Below are 14,441 nucleotides of genomic sequence, written 5' to 3'. Positions count from 1 at the left end.
GTGACGGTGATGTATCCAGTCCGCTACCGTCGGTAACTTTTGTGTTGCCTGAATTTCTGTCAAATGACAGAAATCTCTCCGCCCAGGTGACGGGCCTGCGAGCGGGGTTATGGTCCAGAATGGCAGGTGTGATGCAACCCGGACCCGGCCGTCCCCGCCACGAGGCCCGGCGACGCCGGGGCACGACCCCGCGCGCGGAAATCCTCGACGCCGCCGCCGAACTGTTCACCACGCGCGGGTACGCGAGCACCTCGACCCGGGCGATCGCCGACGCGGTCGGCATCCGGCAGGCATCGCTCTATCACCATTTCGGCGCCAAGGACGACATCCTCGACGCGCTGCTGTCCGAAACGATCTCCGCGCCACTGGATCTGGCGGCGCTGCTGGATCGCACCGAGGAACCGCCCGAGGTGCGGCTGTATGCCCTGGCGTGGTTCGACGTGCGTCAGCTGTGCGCGGCGCGGTGGAATCTCGGTGCGCTGTATCTCCTGCCCGAACTGCGCTCGGAGCGTTTCGCGCAATTCCGGCTGCGCCGCGCTGAATTGCGCGAGCGGTACGAGCGTCTGGCCGCCGAGGTGGCCACGGCCTGGGCGGTCGATGCGCACACACTGCCGTTCCGCTTGGTCGAGAGCGTGATCAACATCCGGTCCGATCGAGGCGCCGCACCCGACGAGGCGGATCATCTGATCCCGGACACGGTGCTGCGCATGCTCGGCCGGAACCTCGATCCGGCACCGGTTCGCCTCGCCGCCGCCGATCTGCTGGACCGCCTCGCCGGGCCGGGCTCAGAGCTCGGCGTCGCTGAGTTCGCGCGGGACGTGCCGCCAGACGCCGAGTAGCGCCTGTTCCTCCAGCGGTTCGGGTGCATCGTGGACGGTCTCGTGCAGGGCGGCCGTGGCGGCGGCGGTGTCCAGGCCGGATCCGATCAGCACGAGGTCGGTTCGGCGGGATTCACCGCGCGACCAGCTGGCCGGTCCGAACACGACGTGCCGTCCGACCATGTGCAGCAGGAACTTTCGGCGGTCGTCCGCGACGCCGAAGGCGACGAAGCCCTTGGCGCGGAACAGTCCGGCCGGTGGATCCTCCAGCAGTGCTACCAGCTTGCGCGGATCGAGATCGGTTGTGCTGGTGAACGATACGCTCTGGTAGTCGTCGTGCAGGTGGTGGTGATCCTCGGCGGTGTGGTCGTGCTCGTCGAGCAGTTCGTCGAAGCTGAGTTGTTCGGCCACGGTGGCGGTGGTCTGTTCGGGCGGATCGAACAGCAGGGTGGGATCGATCCGTCCGTGTGTGGTCGCGTGCACCGGGACACCGCGCACCATGTCGCCGATCTCGCCCCGCAGTCGTTCGAGTTCCCCGGACGGCACCCGGTCGGCCTTGTTCACCACGACCAGATCCGCCAGTCGCAGATGAGACGTCAATTCCGGATGCCGGGCGCGACTGTCCGGGAAATGTTCGGCGTCCACGATCTCGATCAACCCGCCGTATCGGATGCGCGGATTGTCGCTGGCGATCACCATGCGGATCAGATTGCGCGGCTCGGCCAGCCCGCTGGCCTCCACGACGATCACATCGACGCGATTGCTCTGCGCCAGGCGGGTGAACATCTCGTCCAGTTCGCCGACGTCCACCGCGCAGCACACGCAGCCGTTGCCCAGCGACACCATCGCATCGACCTGTCCGGCCACCAGCATCGCGTCGATGTTGACCGCGCCGAAATCGTTGACCACCACTCCGATTCGCGCCTGCCGCTGCCGCAGCAGATGGTTCAGCAGCGTCGTCTTTCCGGCTCCGAGAAATCCGGCCACGATCAGTACAGGGATGCGCCGACTCACGCGCCCACCCTACCGAGCAGCGTGCACCTCACCGAGAGCGCACGGGCTCATCGCCGTGCGCGCACCGGGATCCACTTCCACATCTCCACCAGCGTGCCCTGGCCGAGTTCGGACTCGAGCACGAGCCCGTCCATCAACCGGCGCGCGCCGGGCAGGCCCAGGCCGAGTCTGCGGCCCGAACCGGCCGCGTGTTCCAGGGCCGCGACCGTGTCGGGAATGCCGGGGCCCTGATCCTGCGCGTGCACGACCAGTGCCCGGCGGGCCTGGACGTCGGCGATGGTCAGGCGGATCTCGCCGTGTCCGGCATAGCTGGTGATGTTGCGGGCCACCTCGGAGATGGCGGTGGAGATCATGGTGACATCGGTGGGGGAGAAGCCGAGCCCGATGGCGCAGTCGCGCCCCGCCTGCCGCGCGGTGGCGATATCGGCCGACGTCGCGATGGGGATCGTCAGGGTGCCGCCAGGACCGGGAAACAGGACGAATCGGGCAGCTGTGGCAGCGGAACGGGCAGCGATCGGCACGGATGCCCTTCCTGGAGGCGCGGTCTCCCACCAGTGCACGCTGCGCCCCTTTCTCGATCCACCCGCGCGGCCGGGCGATCCGATCCTCTCCCGGACCCGCCACCTGCGGGTGGGAACGCACATGCCCCCTGGATCCACCGATGGCGAATCATTGAATCCACCCGAGCGGGGCACTCGACAGTAACCGTTGTCGACCGGGCCGGACAGGAATACCGCATATGCGCCGAACTCCGACACACCAATTCTGCCCTTTTGCCGTGCTCAGCTCAATGTCGTCGGCGCGCGGACTCCGCGAACGGCGCACAGTGGCCACCGGGCCGATCGCGGGAACGGACTCACATCGCGTGCACCTCCGGCAGCATCGCCGCGACCCCGGCCAGCCGTTTCTCGTCCCAGGGACCCTGCGGGGCGAGCAGGACGTGGTCGATGCCGAGGGCGGCCAGTTCGCGCATATGGGCGATGAAGTGCTTCTCGTCACTCGGGTCCAGGTGGGTGCCGATCGTCTTCTCGATCTCGTCGAAATCGCGCCCGGCCTCGTCGCAGTGCGCGCGCAGCACGTCGAGTTTGTGGGTGATGTCGTCCGCGTAGCCCGCGCCGGGCATGTCGAACAGGCTGCAGGCGTCGCCGTATCGGGCCACCAGCCGCAGCGTCTTACGCTCGCCGCTGCCCGCGATCAGGATCGGCGGACGTGGACGCTGCACCGAATTCGGTGAGTTGAGCGGCCGGGCCAGCTCGTAATGTATTCCGCGGAAAGGTGTTTCGTCGCCGTCCCACATCCGATGGGCGATCTGCAGGGTCTCCTCGAGCATCTCGAAGCGCTGCCCCAGCGACGGGAAGGGGATGCCCAGGCCATCGGTCTCGAAGATCCGGTCGAGGGTCCGGGGATTCAGCGCGGCTCCCGCGCCGATGCCGAAATACGTTCTGCCGCCGCTGAGTACGTCGATCGTGGTGAGCGATTTGAGCAGTACGCCCGGGTGACGGTACGCCACGGAGGTGACCAGGGTGCCGAGTGTGATGCGGTGCGTGATGCCGGCCAGGAAACCCAGCGCCGCATAGGCTTCCAGCATCGGGGATTCGGGCGGCTGCCCGGACAGGCCGATCTGGAAGAAGTGGTCCATCACCCACAGGCTGTCGAATCCCGACTCGTCGGCCTGCTGCGCGAGGTCGGTCACGGTCGGGCCGAGGTGATCGGCGGGGACGGGCCAGGAGAAGTCGGTGATGCCGATGCCAAGTTTCATCGCGGTCCTTCGATAGGATCATTAGCCGGACAACGACCATATCGTGAGTCGGCTAACGAACTCAATACCCTACGCTGAACGCACCATGACCACCGCCGACGCCGAAGACTTCCTCACCGTGTACTGGTCCACCAAACGCGCGGTGACGATGGCTGCGACCGCCACGTACGCGCGGCACGGCGTCTACGAGGGGCAGCAGTTCATCCTGCGCAGCCTGTGGTCGCAGGACGGGCTGACGCCGGGGGAGGTGGCCAAACGGCTCGGTCTGTCCACCCCGACGATCACCCGGGCGACCACCCGGATGGAGGCCGCGGGCCTGCTGCGACGCGAACCGCACCCCACCGATCGAAGGCTGGTCCGGTTACATCTGACCGAACGCGGCCGTGATCTCGAGGCCACCATCGAGGACGAGATGGCCGGTCTCACCGATCGGGCGCTGGCCGGATTCGACGACGCCGAACGTGCGGCCGTGGTGCAGGCGCTGGACCGGATCCGGCACAATCTCACACCCGACTCGCTCGACGGCTGATCGCGAATTCCGTTCAGCCGCAGGCGTTGACCCATTCGGACAGGCCGTCGGCGAACAGCTGGCGTTTCCAGATCGGGACCTCGTGCTTGATCCGATCCACCAGGTCGGCGCAGGTGGTGAACGCCTCGGCGCGATGCGCTGCGGCGACCGCCACGACGATGGCCGCATCACCGATCCCCAGTGCGCCGATGCGGTGCATCGCGGCCACCGGCAGGCCGGTCGAGGTCGCGACCTCGGCGCAGATCCGGTGCAGGAATTTCTCCGCATCCGGATGCGCGGAGTACTCCAGCGACGAAACCGACTGTCCGCCATCGTGATTACGCACCTTGCCGGTGAACACCACGACCGCGCCGTACTCGGGTCCGGTCACCGCCTGCTCCACCGCCTCGGGCGAGAGCGGCCGATCGCTGATCGTGGCGAGGCGGACGGCGGGTTGCAGATCAGTCATGGCTGCCTCCTCCGGCGACCTGGGCCAGCAGATGGTCCAGCAGTGGTTCGAGCACGGCGATGCCGTCGCGCACCCCGCCCGGCGATCCGGGCAGATTGATCAGCACGGTGCGCCCGGCCAGACCGGCGGTGCCGCGACTCAACGCGGCCAGCGGGAAGGTCGCGGTTCCCTTCAGACGGATCTGCTCGGCCACCCCGGGCAGTTCGCGATCCAGGACCGCGCGCGTCGCCTCGGGCGTGGCGTCGGTCGGCGAGGCTCCGGTTCCGCCCGTGGTGATCACCAGACCCGGCTGCCCGCCCAGTGCGTCCGCCAGCCCGGCCGCGATGTCGGCATCGGCGTACACCAGTGGACCGCGCACCGAGAAACCCAGTCCCGCAAGCCAATCCCGCAGCACCGGACCGGTCTTGTCGACCCGCGTGCCTGCTGCCGCTCCGGTCGAAGCCACCACGACAACCGCGGTCCGGGATCCGGTGGGCTCGGTGTCTTTTCCAGTTCCGGACGCCGTCGAATCGTGTCCGCGATGCGTTGTGGTGGTCTCGTGCGCGGTCGCCTCGGGTGGCGTGTGCGTGGACGAATCGGCCGTGGCCTGTGCCTCCGGACGTTCCCAATGTCCGTGCTTGCCACCGTCTTTGGTGAGCAGGCGGACGTTGTTCAGGACCGCGGCGGGGTCCACGGCCTTGACCATGTCGTGCAGGGTCAGCCCCGCGACGGCCACCGCGGTGAGCGCTTCCATCTCGACGCCGGTGGGGCCGGTGGTCTTGGCGGTCGCCTCGATGGTGATGGTGTCGGCGGTGAATCCGAACCGCACGTCGACCTTGGTCAGGGCCAGCTGATGACACAGCGGGATGAGTTCGGAGGTCTTCTTGGCGCCGGAGATTCCGGCCAGGCGGGCGGTGGACAGGACATCGGCCTTGGGCATGTCGTCGGCGCGCACCAGCGTGACCACCTCGGCGGTGGTGCGCAGCTCACCGGCGGCGACGGCGATGCGGGCGGTATCGGCCTTGGCGCTCACGTCGACCATGCGCGCGCGGCCCTCCGAATCGACGTGCGAGAGTTCGTGTTCGCTCACAGTTCCCGGACCTTCACGATCGAACCCGCGGCCAGCTCGGTGATCTCGGGGGCGATATCGATCAGCACATCGGCATGGGCCATCGCGGCGACCAGATGAGATCCGGGCCCCGAGGCCAGCCACACCCCCGCGTCGTCCAGGCGGCCGCGCAGGAACTGCCGTCGACCGGCCGGGGAGCGCACCGGATCCAGCAGTGTCACATCGTGTGTCGGCACCGGCGGCAGGCCCGCGAGTTCGCGCAGGATCGGCCGCGCGAACACCTCGAAGGACACCATCGTGCTGACCGGATTGCCGGGGAAGCTCAGCACCGGGACGCCGTCGGAGACCGAAAGCCCCTGTGGTCCGCCGGGTTGCACCGCGACCGAGCCGAATTCTCCGCCTCGCGTGGACAATACGTCCTTGACGACCTCGAAGTCGCCCTTGGACACTCCGCCGGAGGTGAACACCACGTCCGCGCGGGCGGTCGCCGCCGCGAGACGGTCACCGAACTCGGCCGGGTCGTCGCGGCTGTGCTCCACCGAGACGACCTCGACCCCGTTCGCGGTCAGCGCCGCGGCGAGTGCGATGCCATTGGAGTTGTAGATCTGCCCGGGGCGCAACGGAACTCCCGCGGGCATCAGTTCGTCACCGGTGGTCAGCACGGCGGCGCGCACCCGGCGCAACACCGGCAGATTCGGGAGGCCGACCGCGGCGAGGGCGGCGATGTGCCGGGGACCCAGCGCGGTTCCCGCCGACACCAGCAGCTCCCCGGAACGCACGTCGACACCCGGTTCGCGCACGAAATCCCCGGTCTTGCGACCACGTTCGATCGTCACCGTAGGACCGTCGTTGTGGGTGTCCTCGACCGGCACCACGCAGTCCGCGCCGCTGGGGATCGGCGCACCCGTCATCACCTTCATCGCTGCGCCGGGCGGCAGCGGCGCCTGCCCGGCCTGTCCGGCCGCCACGACACCCGCGAGCGGCAGGGTGACCGGCGTCACCGACACCGAGGCGGCGCGCACGGCGTAACCGTCCATCCCGGAGTTGCGGAACACCGGCAGATCCAGTGGCGCGTGCACGTCGCGCGCCAGCCGCCGCCCCAGCGTCTCGGCCATCGCCACGTCCTGGACGTCGCGGATCGCGAGTGGCCGCAGCAGTTCCTCGACCCGGCGCAGGTGTTCCTCGACCGACCGGGCCGGGACGGCGACCGGGCCGGTCCGCCCGCCGCCGCTCATCGAATCGCTGCGCGATAATGCCATACAAGGCACTGTAGTAGCGGCCCTGTTCCGGACAGTTCGTATGTTCCTCCGAAGCACCTGTGGCATCGTGCGGCAATAATGGATTCTGTGAGTGTGGTCGTGATGGGGATTCCCGCCGTGCGCCGCGGGCATCCCCCGTCGGCGGGACGGCCCGATACGCCGCACCTGGTGGACAAATTCGGGCGAATCGCCCGCGACCTGCGGGTATCCATCACCGAGAAGTGCTCGCTGCGCTGTACCTACTGCATGCCCGAGGAGGGGCTGCCCGCCATCCCCCGCGACGAGCTGCTCTCGGCCGGGGAGATCGTGCGTGTGGTCACGCTCGCGGTGCGCGAACTGGGTGTGCGCGAGGTGCGCTTCACCGGTGGCGAACCGCTCATGCGCCGGGATCTGGAGGAGATCGTCGCGGGCTGCCACGCGGCCGTACCGGATACGCCGCTGGCGATGACCACCAACGCCGTCGGGCTCGAACATCGGGCGGATGCGTTGGTGCGCGCGGGCCTGAGCAGGGTCAACGTCTCACTCGACACCGTCGACCGCGCCGCCTTCGCCCGGCTGACCCGCCGCGACCGGCTCCCCTCGGTACTGGCCGGCATCCGCGCCGCCCAGCGCGCGGGCCTGGCCCCGGTCAAGGTGAATGCGGTGCTGATGCGCGAAAACCTTTCCGGGGCACCGGATCTGCTGCAGTGGTGTCTGGCCGAGGGCTGCGCGTTGCGGTTCATCGAGGAGATGCCGCTGGACGCCGATCACGAATGGGCCCGCGCGAATATGGTGACCGCCGCCGAACTGCTCGAGGTCCTGGGGGAACGCTTCACGCTGACCGCCGCCGGTCGCGAGGATCCGGCCGCACCCGCCGAGACCTGGCTGGTCGACGGCGGCCCGGCGACCGTCGGCATCATCGCCTCGGTGACCAGGACGTTCTGCTCGGCCTGCGATCGCACCCGTCTCACCGCCGATGGCAAGATCCGCTCCTGCCTGTTCAGCGACGAGGAATACGACCTACGGGCGCCGTTGCGCGAGGGCGCGACCGATACCGAACTGGCCGAGCTGTGGCGCGGCGCGATGTGGAACAAATGGGCCGGACACGGCATCGATGCGGCCGGTTTCGTGCCGCCGGAACGGACGATGGGAGCGATCGGTGGTTGAGGTCCGATATTTCGCCGCGATCGCGGACGCGGTCGGTAAATCCAGCGAACACCTCGACCTCCCCGCCGAGGCCACCATCTCCGACCTGCGCCACACCCTCTCGCGCACCTACGGCCCCACCCTCGACCCCATGCTGAAGGTCTGCGCCTTCCTCATCGGCGACGAACTCACCCGCGACGTCACCACCCCCCTCACGCCCCGCGTAGACGTCCTACCCCCCTTCGCCGGGGGATAGACCTCACCGGGCGTAGCGCGGCAGCTCGCCTGTCTCCACCGTGAACCCGAACGGCTCCGGCAACGGAATAGGATCTCCGTACTTGCCGTCGAGCCGACCGTGATAGTCCCCGTCCCGCCGGGTGGGTGTACAGCTCCCATCGGCCCGAACCGGGGATCCAGGACCAGGAGGGTGCGAACGCCTGCGACGCTGTACCAGCCGTTCCTACGGATGATCTGCTCTCTGCTCGATCTCCTCGGCGACAACGCGAAGGTTGCCCGGACGTGGACGAATAGCAGCGAAATTCACCGACGATCACCTCTTTGCCGACGACTTGTGCTCACCATAGCTCACGGCAATGTCCGTCGCCCGAGCCGCAATTCGTGCACTGACTTCGGTTTGTGGTCGAGCGATTCGATGCGCGGGGTCCGGTTGTGCCCGGTTCACGTCCACCAGGTGTCGAAGGGGGTGGCGGGGACGGTGCGCTTGTGGCGGGTGTTGCGGAAGATGGATTCGAGGCGGTCGGCTACCTCGGGGGTGACGTCGCGGCCTTCCAGGTAGTCGTCGATGTCGGCGTACTTCACGCCGAGTGCGACCTCGTCGGGGAGGGCGGGGCGGTCGTCTTCGAGATCGGCGGTGGGGACCTTCTCCCAGACGCTCGGGGGTGCGCCGAGTTCCTGGAGCAGGGCCGCGCCCTGGCGTTTGGACAGGCCGGTGAGGGGAGTGAGGTCGACGCCGCCGTCGCCGTATTTGGTGAAGAATCCGGTGAGCGCCTCGGCCGCGTGGTCGGTGCCCACGACCAGCATGTTCAGCTGACCGGCGATCGCGTACTGGATGACCATGCGCTCGCGGGCCTTGATATTGCCGCGCACGAAATCGCGCAGGCGGGGTTCGTCGGTTCCGCTCGCGGACAGCTCGCCCAGACCGCGTGCGGCTTCGGCGGCGACCGCGTCCGCGCCGGGTTTGACATTGACCTCGATCGAGCGATCGGGCTGGATGAAACGCAACGCGACCTGCGCATCGTCCTCGTCGGCCTGGACGCCGTAGGGCAGGCGCACCGCCACGAAGGTGGCCTCGTGCCCCTCCTCGCGCAATTCCTGCGCGGCCAGCTGACACAGCCGCCCGGTCAGTGTGGAGTCCTGGCCGCCGCTGATGCCGAGCACGAAACCCGTTGCGGGAGTGGAGCGCAGATACGCCTTCAGGAAATCGACGCGGCGGCGCACCTCCACCTTCGGTTCGATGATCGGCTGAACACCCAATTCGGCGATGATGGCCTGGCGAAGATTACCCACGCCGGTCACTCTACCGAGGCGTCGGCCAGGACCCAGCGGACCAGGCGTTCCCAGTTGTCGGCGACCTGTTCGGTGGTGTACCCGAGCACCCGGATCTGGTGCAGGACCAGCGCGGCGTCCAGGGCGGCGATCAGGCTGTCGGCCAGCAGTGCGATGTCCCCGGCCGCACCGGCCTCCCGGAGCAGCAGTGAGACATGGGATTTCGTGATGTTGTAAGGCGGGCTGGAGTAGCGGCTCGAATCGTCCGCCGCCCGGCGCATCTCGCCCTCGACCTCGATACCGGCCAGTCGCGCCCGGCCGAAGGCGATCAGCCGTTGCGCGGGTGGTGCGCCCGGTCCCAGCGGCGGCGGGCCGAACATGTACGCGGCCTGCAGCTTTCGCTCGGACTGGTCGAGCAGGGCCAGCATCAGACCCGAGCGGGTGCCGAAACGCCGGAAGACGGTACCTTTGCCGACGCCCGCACTTCGGGCGACCGCGTCCATCGTGACGCCATCCGCGCCGAACTCACGCACCAGTTGCTCGGCAGCATCCAGGAGAAGTTGCCGGTTGCGGGCCGCGTCGCTGCGCTCTGCCGCGGCGGTCGTGACGGGTAGCAGGGCGAGTGCCTCGGGAGGCATCTGGATGGCGACGGCCTCGATCGGCAGCCGTGTGGGACGATCGTCGCCGGACTCTCGCGCGCACGGGTCGTCGGCGGCTGTGTCGTAGTTCACGGGGTGGCCCCCCTAGGGACGGAATGAAAGCGGACCGTGGTCCGGTTATTCTACCGTGACGGCGGCGGTGACCGCCTCGGCAAATCAAGGAGTGATCATGTCTCGGACTCGTCTTCTCGCACTCGTCGGCAGCCTGCGCGACGGCTCGATCAACCGGCAGCTCGCCGAGGCCGCGGCGCAGACCGCCGCGGAGGGTGTCGAGGTCAGCATCGCCTCCGGCCTCGCCGACATCCCGTTCTACAACGAGGACATCGACGTACCCGGCAGCGTTCCCGCCGCCGCGACCGCGCTGCGCGAGGCCGTCGCCGCCGCCGACGGTCTGCTGGTCTTCGTCCCCGAATACAACGGCTCGATCCCGGCCGTGCTCAAGAACGCCATCGACTGGGCCTCGCGTCCCTACGGCGCGGGTTCCATCAAGGGCAAGCCCGCCGCTGTGGTGAGCGCGTCGATCAGCCAGAACGCCGCCAAGTGGTCGCACGGCGACACCGTCAAGGTGCTCGGCGTGGCGGGCGCGTCGGTGGTGGAGAGCGCGCATCTGCACTTCGGTGTCATCGGGCAGCGTTTCGGCGAGGTGCACCCCCGCGACGACGCCGAGGCTCTGACCGAGCTCGCCGCCACGGTGCACGAGTTGGTCGAGGCGGTCGAGAATTCGGTCAACGCCTGACGCACGGCCCGGCAGGGCCGATCCTGATGTGACCGAGGTGTGACCACCGGGCCCGCCCCGTCGGATTCGACGGGGCGGGCCGCGTCGTGTCCGGGGAAGGTCGTATTCGGGGGCTGTGAGCCGGGAGGGGCATCTGTTACCTGTGGGAACAATGTGTTAGCTGGGAAGAAGCTACGCGATGAAATCGTGATCTGTAGCACAGTCGTGTCGGGTTGCGAATCGACTGTCCAGGTACTTACACCGACCGAATTTCACCTTTGTGACTCGCAACATCTCGTGTTCTAGGATTCTGTCGGCCACTAGGTGTAGTGTCTTGGAAGCTGGAAGACGGTACGGCCGCAAGGTCGTCCGGGGTCGTGTGACCTGGGGGGCCGAGCCCACTTCCAGGGGTTTGCGCACGTGAGGCGAATCGCACTCGGTCATGCACTGCATACGGATTCAAGGCTCAGGTTCAGGTTCGGTTCCAAGGCCCGATCAGAGAGGGACACATGACCATCACCGTCTACACCAAGCCCGCTTGCGTCCAGTGCAACGCCACCTACCGTGCCCTCGACAAGGCCGGTATCGAATACGAAGTAATTGACATCTCGGAGAATCCGGAGGCCCGCGACTACGTGATGGCCCTGGGTTATCTGCAGGCCCCGGTCGTCGTCGCCGGTGAGGATCACTGGTCCGGATTCCGCCCGGATCGGATCAAGTCCCTGGCGGTCGCCGCGGCCTGATCCGCCGGTCGAGTTCGCCGGCGAGGGAGGTAGTAGGAAGGGGAGTGCTGATGGCCGAAACGCCTGATTCCCGCAAGCGTGGGGAAGCGCCTCGCGGGAACGCACCCCTGGTCTACTTCTCGAGTGCGTCGGAGAACACGCACCGTTTCGTCGAACGGCTGGGCCTGCCCGCCGTTCGCATTCCGCTCCACACTGCCGATTCGCTTCGCGTCGACGAGCCCTACGTGCTGATCTGCCCCACCTACGGGGGTGGTCGGCACGTTCTGGGCGGCAACAGATCCGAGAAGGAATTCGTGCCCCGCCAGGTGGCCAAGTTTCTGAACGATCCGCACAACCGTGCGCTGTTGCGCGGCGTCATCGCGGCCGGCAACACGAACTTCGGCGATACGTACTGCTATGCGGGAGAAGTGATCTCGCGCAAATGCGGCGTTCCGTACCTGTATCGCTTCGAACTCATGGGAACTGCCGAGGACGTCGAGCGCGTCCGAGAGGGATTGGGATTGTTTTGGCAACGACAACAGCACCTGCCGGTAAGTCGGCCCGCCTAGAGCGACCGGTCACCGTGGATACCGCATCGACCGAGGGCCTGGACTACCACGCCCTCAACGCGATGCTGAATCTCTACGGTCCGAACGGGGAGATCCAGTTCGACAAGGATCGCGAGGCCGCGAACCAGTACTTCCTGCAACATGTCAACCAGAACACCGTCTTCTTCCACAACCTCGACGAGAAGCTCGACTACCTGGTGAAGGAGAACTACTACGAGGCCGAGGTACTGGACAAGTACAGCCGGGCTTTCGTGAAGAAGCTGTTCCAGCAGGCCTACGCCAAGAAGTTCCGCTTCCCGACCTTCCTCGGCGCATTCAAGTACTACACCTCGTACACCCTCAAGACCTTCGACGGAAAGCGCTACCTCGAACGTTTCGAGGACCGCGTCTGCATGGTCGCGCTCACCCTCGCCGACGGCGACGAAATCCTCGCGAAGCAGCTGGTCGAGGAGATCATCGACGGCCGCTTCCAGCCCGCCACCCCGACCTTCCTCAACTCGGGCAAGAAGCAGCGCGGCGAGCCGGTCAGCTGTTTCCTGCTGCGCATCGAGGACAACATGGAGTCCATCGGGCGGTCGATCAACTCGGCGTTGCAGCTGTCCAAGCGGGGTGGCGGGGTTGCCCTGCTACTCAGCAACATTCGTGAGCACGGTGCGCCGATCAAGAAGATCGAGAACCAGTCCTCGGGTGTCATCCCGATCATGAAGCTGCTGGAGGATTCGTTCTCCTACGCCAATCAGCTCGGCGCGCGGCAGGGGGCGGGTGCGGTGTACCTGCACGCGCACCACCCGGACATCTACCGGTTCCTGGACACCAAGCGGGAGAACGCGGACGAGAAGATCCGCATCAAGACGCTCTCGCTGGGTGTGGTGATCCCGGACATCACCTTCGAACTGGCGAAGAAGAACGAGGACATGTACCTGTTCTCGCCGTACGACGTCGAGCGGATCTACGGTGTGCCGTTCGCCGACATCGACGTCACCGAGAAGTACCACGAGATGGTCGACGACGGGCGCATCCGCAAGTCGAAGATCAACGCGCGCGAGTTCTTCCAGACCATCGCCGAGCTGCAGTTCGAATCCGGCTACCCGTACATCATGTACGAGGACACGGTGAACCGGGCCAATCCGGTGAAGGGCAAGATCACCCACTCGAATCTGTGCTCGGAGATCCTGCAGGTCTCCACGCCGTCGGTGTTCAACGACGATCTGTCCTATGCCACTGTGGGCAAGGACATCTCGTGCAACCTCGGCTCGCTGAACATCGCCAAGGCGATGGACTCACCGGATTTCGGGCAGACCATCGAGGTGTCCATCCGGGCGTTGACCGCGGTCTCGGATCAGACCCACATCTACTCGGTGCCCTCGATCGAACAGGGCAACAACTCCTCGCACGCGATCGGCCTGGGGCAGATGAATCTGCACGGGTATCTGGCGCGCGAGCGGGTCCACTACGGATCCGAAGAGGGTGTCGACTTCACCAACATCTACTTCTACACCGTCGCGTATCACGCGGTGCGGGCCTCGAACAAGCTCGCCGTCGAACGCGGCACCGCCTTCGGTGGATTCCCGGAGTCCAAGTACGCCAGCGGTGAGTACTTCGACAAGTACACCGAGCAGGCGTGGGAGCCGAAAACCGAACGCGTGCGCCAGATCTTCGCCGAGGCCGGGGTGCACATCCCGACCCGGGAGGACTGGCTCGACCTGAAGTCCTCGGTCATGGCGCACGGCATCTACAACCAGAACCTGCAGGCCGTCCCGCCGACCGGTTCGATCTCCTACATCAACCACTCGACCAGCTCGATCCACCCGGTGGCCTCGAAGATCGAGATCCGCAAGGAAGGCAAGATCGGCCGCGTCTACTACCCGGCCCCCTACCTGACCAACGACAATCTCGATTATTTTGCCGACGCCTACGACATCGGCTACGAGAAGATCATCGACACCTACGCCGCGGCCACCCAGCACGTCGACCAAGGACTGTCGCTGACGCTGTTCTTCAAGGACAGCGCCACCACCCGCGACGTCAACCGGGCGCAGATCTACGCCTGGCGCAAGGGAATCAAGACCCTCTACTACATCCGCATCCGCCAGATGGCTTTGGAGGGAACCGAAGTCGAGGGTTGCGTCAGCTGCATGCTGTAGGCGATAGGAGCCGAGCGCTCTGATCGGAATGGCGGCAGACTCGTTGTGGGCTGTCGCCATTCGGTTTGCCACAACTTGCCGGTGCGAAGGCGGGGTGAAGCCGCCGATGACTCACATCACGTGGTT

Annotated in this window: 16 protein-coding genes; 8 read left to right on the top strand and 8 right to left on the bottom strand. The window is 66.8% G+C overall.

Features of this window, described 5'->3' with window-relative positions; genetic code table 11:
* Window positions 1-119 precede the first annotated feature (119 nt).
* Window positions 120-839 (top strand): TetR/AcrR family transcriptional regulator, encoded by a 720-nt coding sequence (locus tag ON40_RS24810; RefSeq protein ID WP_051193501.1) that lies wholly within the window; start codon window positions 120-122, stop codon window positions 837-839.
* Here the strand turns inward: ON40_RS24810 and ON40_RS24805 are convergent.
* The 3 genes from ON40_RS24805 to ON40_RS24795 form a co-directional block, all read right to left on the bottom strand.
* Window positions 786-1,832 (bottom strand): CobW family GTP-binding protein, encoded by a 1,047-nt coding sequence (locus ON40_RS24805; RefSeq protein ID WP_040826510.1) that lies wholly within the window; start codon window positions 1,830-1,832, stop codon window positions 786-788. The genes ON40_RS24810 and ON40_RS24805 overlap by 54 nt on opposite strands.
* Before the next feature lie 47 nt (window positions 1,833-1,879).
* Complete coding sequence (locus tag ON40_RS24800; protein WP_235746947.1) at window positions 1,880-2,284, bottom strand: ATP-binding protein; 405 nt, start codon at window positions 2,282-2,284, stop codon at window positions 1,880-1,882.
* A 404-nt stretch (window positions 2,285-2,688) separates the two neighbouring features.
* On the bottom strand, window positions 2,689-3,591 hold the full coding sequence (locus ON40_RS24795) for an LLM class F420-dependent oxidoreductase (protein WP_040826508.1): 903 nt from the start codon (window positions 3,589-3,591) through the stop codon (window positions 2,689-2,691).
* Between the two features lie 85 nt (window positions 3,592-3,676).
* Between ON40_RS24795 and ON40_RS24790 the strand changes: the two genes are divergently transcribed.
* Entirely contained in the window at window positions 3,677-4,120 is a 444-nt protein-coding gene (locus ON40_RS24790; protein WP_040826506.1) for a MarR family winged helix-turn-helix transcriptional regulator, read from the top strand.
* A 13-nt stretch (window positions 4,121-4,133) separates the two neighbouring features.
* On the opposite strand, the gene ON40_RS24785 is transcribed toward ON40_RS24790, so the two are convergent.
* Genes ON40_RS24785 through ON40_RS24775 form a run of 3 tightly spaced genes read right to left on the bottom strand, consistent with a single transcriptional unit; the run spans window position 4,134 to window position 6,851 of the window.
* The gene (locus ON40_RS24785) at window positions 4,134-4,568 is read right to left on the bottom strand and encodes a molybdenum cofactor biosynthesis protein MoaE (RefSeq protein ID WP_040826504.1); all 435 of its coding nucleotides are present in this window, start codon (window positions 4,566-4,568) and stop codon (window positions 4,134-4,136) included.
* Window positions 4,561-5,589, bottom strand: coding sequence for a bifunctional molybdenum cofactor biosynthesis protein MoaC/MoaB (gene moaCB / locus ON40_RS24780; protein ID WP_051193532.1), 1,029 nt, complete (start codon window positions 5,587-5,589; stop codon window positions 4,561-4,563). The genes ON40_RS24785 and moaCB overlap by 8 nt, the downstream gene beginning before the upstream one ends.
* Before the next feature lie 44 nt (window positions 5,590-5,633).
* On the bottom strand, window positions 5,634-6,851 hold the full coding sequence (locus ON40_RS24775; protein ID WP_040826781.1) for a molybdopterin molybdotransferase MoeA: 1,218 nt from the start codon (window positions 6,849-6,851) through the stop codon (window positions 5,634-5,636).
* A gap of 111 nt (window positions 6,852-6,962) precedes the next feature.
* On the opposite strand from ON40_RS24775, the gene moaA reads away from it, so the two are divergent.
* A complete protein-coding gene (moaA, locus tag ON40_RS24770) occupies window positions 6,963-8,021 on the top strand; it encodes a GTP 3',8-cyclase MoaA (RefSeq protein ID WP_040826779.1) in 1,059 nt (352 codons plus the stop codon).
* Window positions 8,014-8,256 carry a MoaD/ThiS family protein gene (locus ON40_RS24765; RefSeq protein WP_040826500.1) on the top strand — a complete coding sequence of 81 codons (243 nt, stop codon included), beginning with the start codon at window positions 8,014-8,016 and terminating at the stop codon, window positions 8,254-8,256. The genes moaA and ON40_RS24765 overlap by 8 nt, the downstream gene beginning before the upstream one ends.
* A gap of 422 nt (window positions 8,257-8,678) precedes the next feature.
* Here the strand turns inward: ON40_RS24765 and nadE are convergent, their stop codons facing one another.
* Together nadE and ON40_RS24755 are read right to left on the bottom strand one after the other, a co-directional pair.
* Complete coding sequence (gene nadE, locus ON40_RS24760; protein ID WP_040826777.1) at window positions 8,679-9,527, bottom strand: NAD(+) synthase; 849 nt, start codon at window positions 9,525-9,527, stop codon at window positions 8,679-8,681.
* A 5-nt stretch (window positions 9,528-9,532) separates the two neighbouring features.
* Entirely contained in the window at window positions 9,533-10,144 is a 612-nt protein-coding gene (locus ON40_RS24755; protein WP_040826775.1) for a TetR/AcrR family transcriptional regulator, read from the bottom strand.
* Between the two features lie 190 nt (window positions 10,145-10,334).
* Here ON40_RS24755 and ON40_RS24750 point away from each other — a divergent pair, with 190 nt between their 5' ends.
* The 4 genes from ON40_RS24750 (at window position 10,335) to nrdE (ending at window position 14,315) form a co-directional block, all read left to right on the top strand.
* The gene (locus ON40_RS24750; RefSeq protein WP_040826773.1) at window positions 10,335-10,901 is read left to right on the top strand and encodes an NAD(P)H-dependent oxidoreductase; all 567 of its coding nucleotides are present in this window, start codon (window positions 10,335-10,337) and stop codon (window positions 10,899-10,901) included.
* Window positions 10,902-11,389: 488 nt separating this feature from the next.
* Entirely contained in the window at window positions 11,390-11,623 is a 234-nt protein-coding gene (locus tag ON40_RS24745) for a redoxin NrdH (RefSeq protein ID WP_040826498.1), read from the top strand.
* 50 nt (window positions 11,624-11,673) lie between these two features.
* Entirely contained in the window at window positions 11,674-12,171 is a 498-nt protein-coding gene (gene nrdI / locus ON40_RS24740) for a class Ib ribonucleoside-diphosphate reductase assembly flavoprotein NrdI (RefSeq protein WP_051193531.1), read from the top strand.
* A gap of 62 nt (window positions 12,172-12,233) precedes the next feature.
* Window positions 12,234-14,315, top strand: a complete 2,082-nt coding sequence (gene nrdE / locus ON40_RS24735; RefSeq protein WP_245567984.1) for a class 1b ribonucleoside-diphosphate reductase subunit alpha — start codon at window positions 12,234-12,236, stop codon at window positions 14,313-14,315.
* Window positions 14,316-14,441: the final 126 nt, after the last annotated feature.

Origin of the sequence: Nocardia jiangxiensis NBRC 101359 (genome assembly GCF_000308615.1) — a bacterium.
Lineage (GTDB): Bacteria > Actinomycetota > Actinomycetes > Mycobacteriales > Mycobacteriaceae > Nocardia > Nocardia jiangxiensis.
This window is presented reverse-complemented; position numbering and strand designations above follow the sequence as displayed.

Coding starts and splice junctions, on each gene's coding strand:
- ON40_RS24810 (WP_051193501.1), top strand. CDS start 120: ATGGCAGGTGTGATGCAACCCGGACCCGGCCGTCCCCGCCACGAGGCC.
- ON40_RS24795 (WP_040826508.1), bottom strand. CDS start 3,591: ATGAAACTTGGCATCGGCATCACCGACTTCTCCTGGCCCGTCCCCGCC.
- ON40_RS24790 (WP_040826506.1), top strand. CDS start 3,677: ATGACCACCGCCGACGCCGAAGACTTCCTCACCGTGTACTGGTCCACC.
- ON40_RS24785 (WP_040826504.1), bottom strand. CDS start 4,568: ATGACTGATCTGCAACCCGCCGTCCGCCTCGCCACGATCAGCGATCGG.
- moaCB (WP_051193532.1), bottom strand. CDS start 5,589: ATGGTCGACGTGAGCGCCAAGGCCGATACCGCCCGCATCGCCGTCGCC.
- ON40_RS24775 (WP_040826781.1), bottom strand. CDS start 6,851: ATGAGCGGCGGCGGGCGGACCGGCCCGGTCGCCGTCCCGGCCCGGTCG.
- ON40_RS24755 (WP_040826775.1), bottom strand. CDS start 10,144: ATGCCTCCCGAGGCACTCGCCCTGCTACCCGTCACGACCGCCGCGGCA.
- ON40_RS24750 (WP_040826773.1), top strand. CDS start 10,335: ATGTCTCGGACTCGTCTTCTCGCACTCGTCGGCAGCCTGCGCGACGGC.
- ON40_RS24745 (WP_040826498.1), top strand. CDS start 11,390: ATGACCATCACCGTCTACACCAAGCCCGCTTGCGTCCAGTGCAACGCC.
- nrdI (WP_051193531.1), top strand. CDS start 11,674: ATGGCCGAAACGCCTGATTCCCGCAAGCGTGGGGAAGCGCCTCGCGGG.
- nrdE (WP_245567984.1), top strand. CDS start 12,234: ATGCTGAATCTCTACGGTCCGAACGGGGAGATCCAGTTCGACAAGGAT.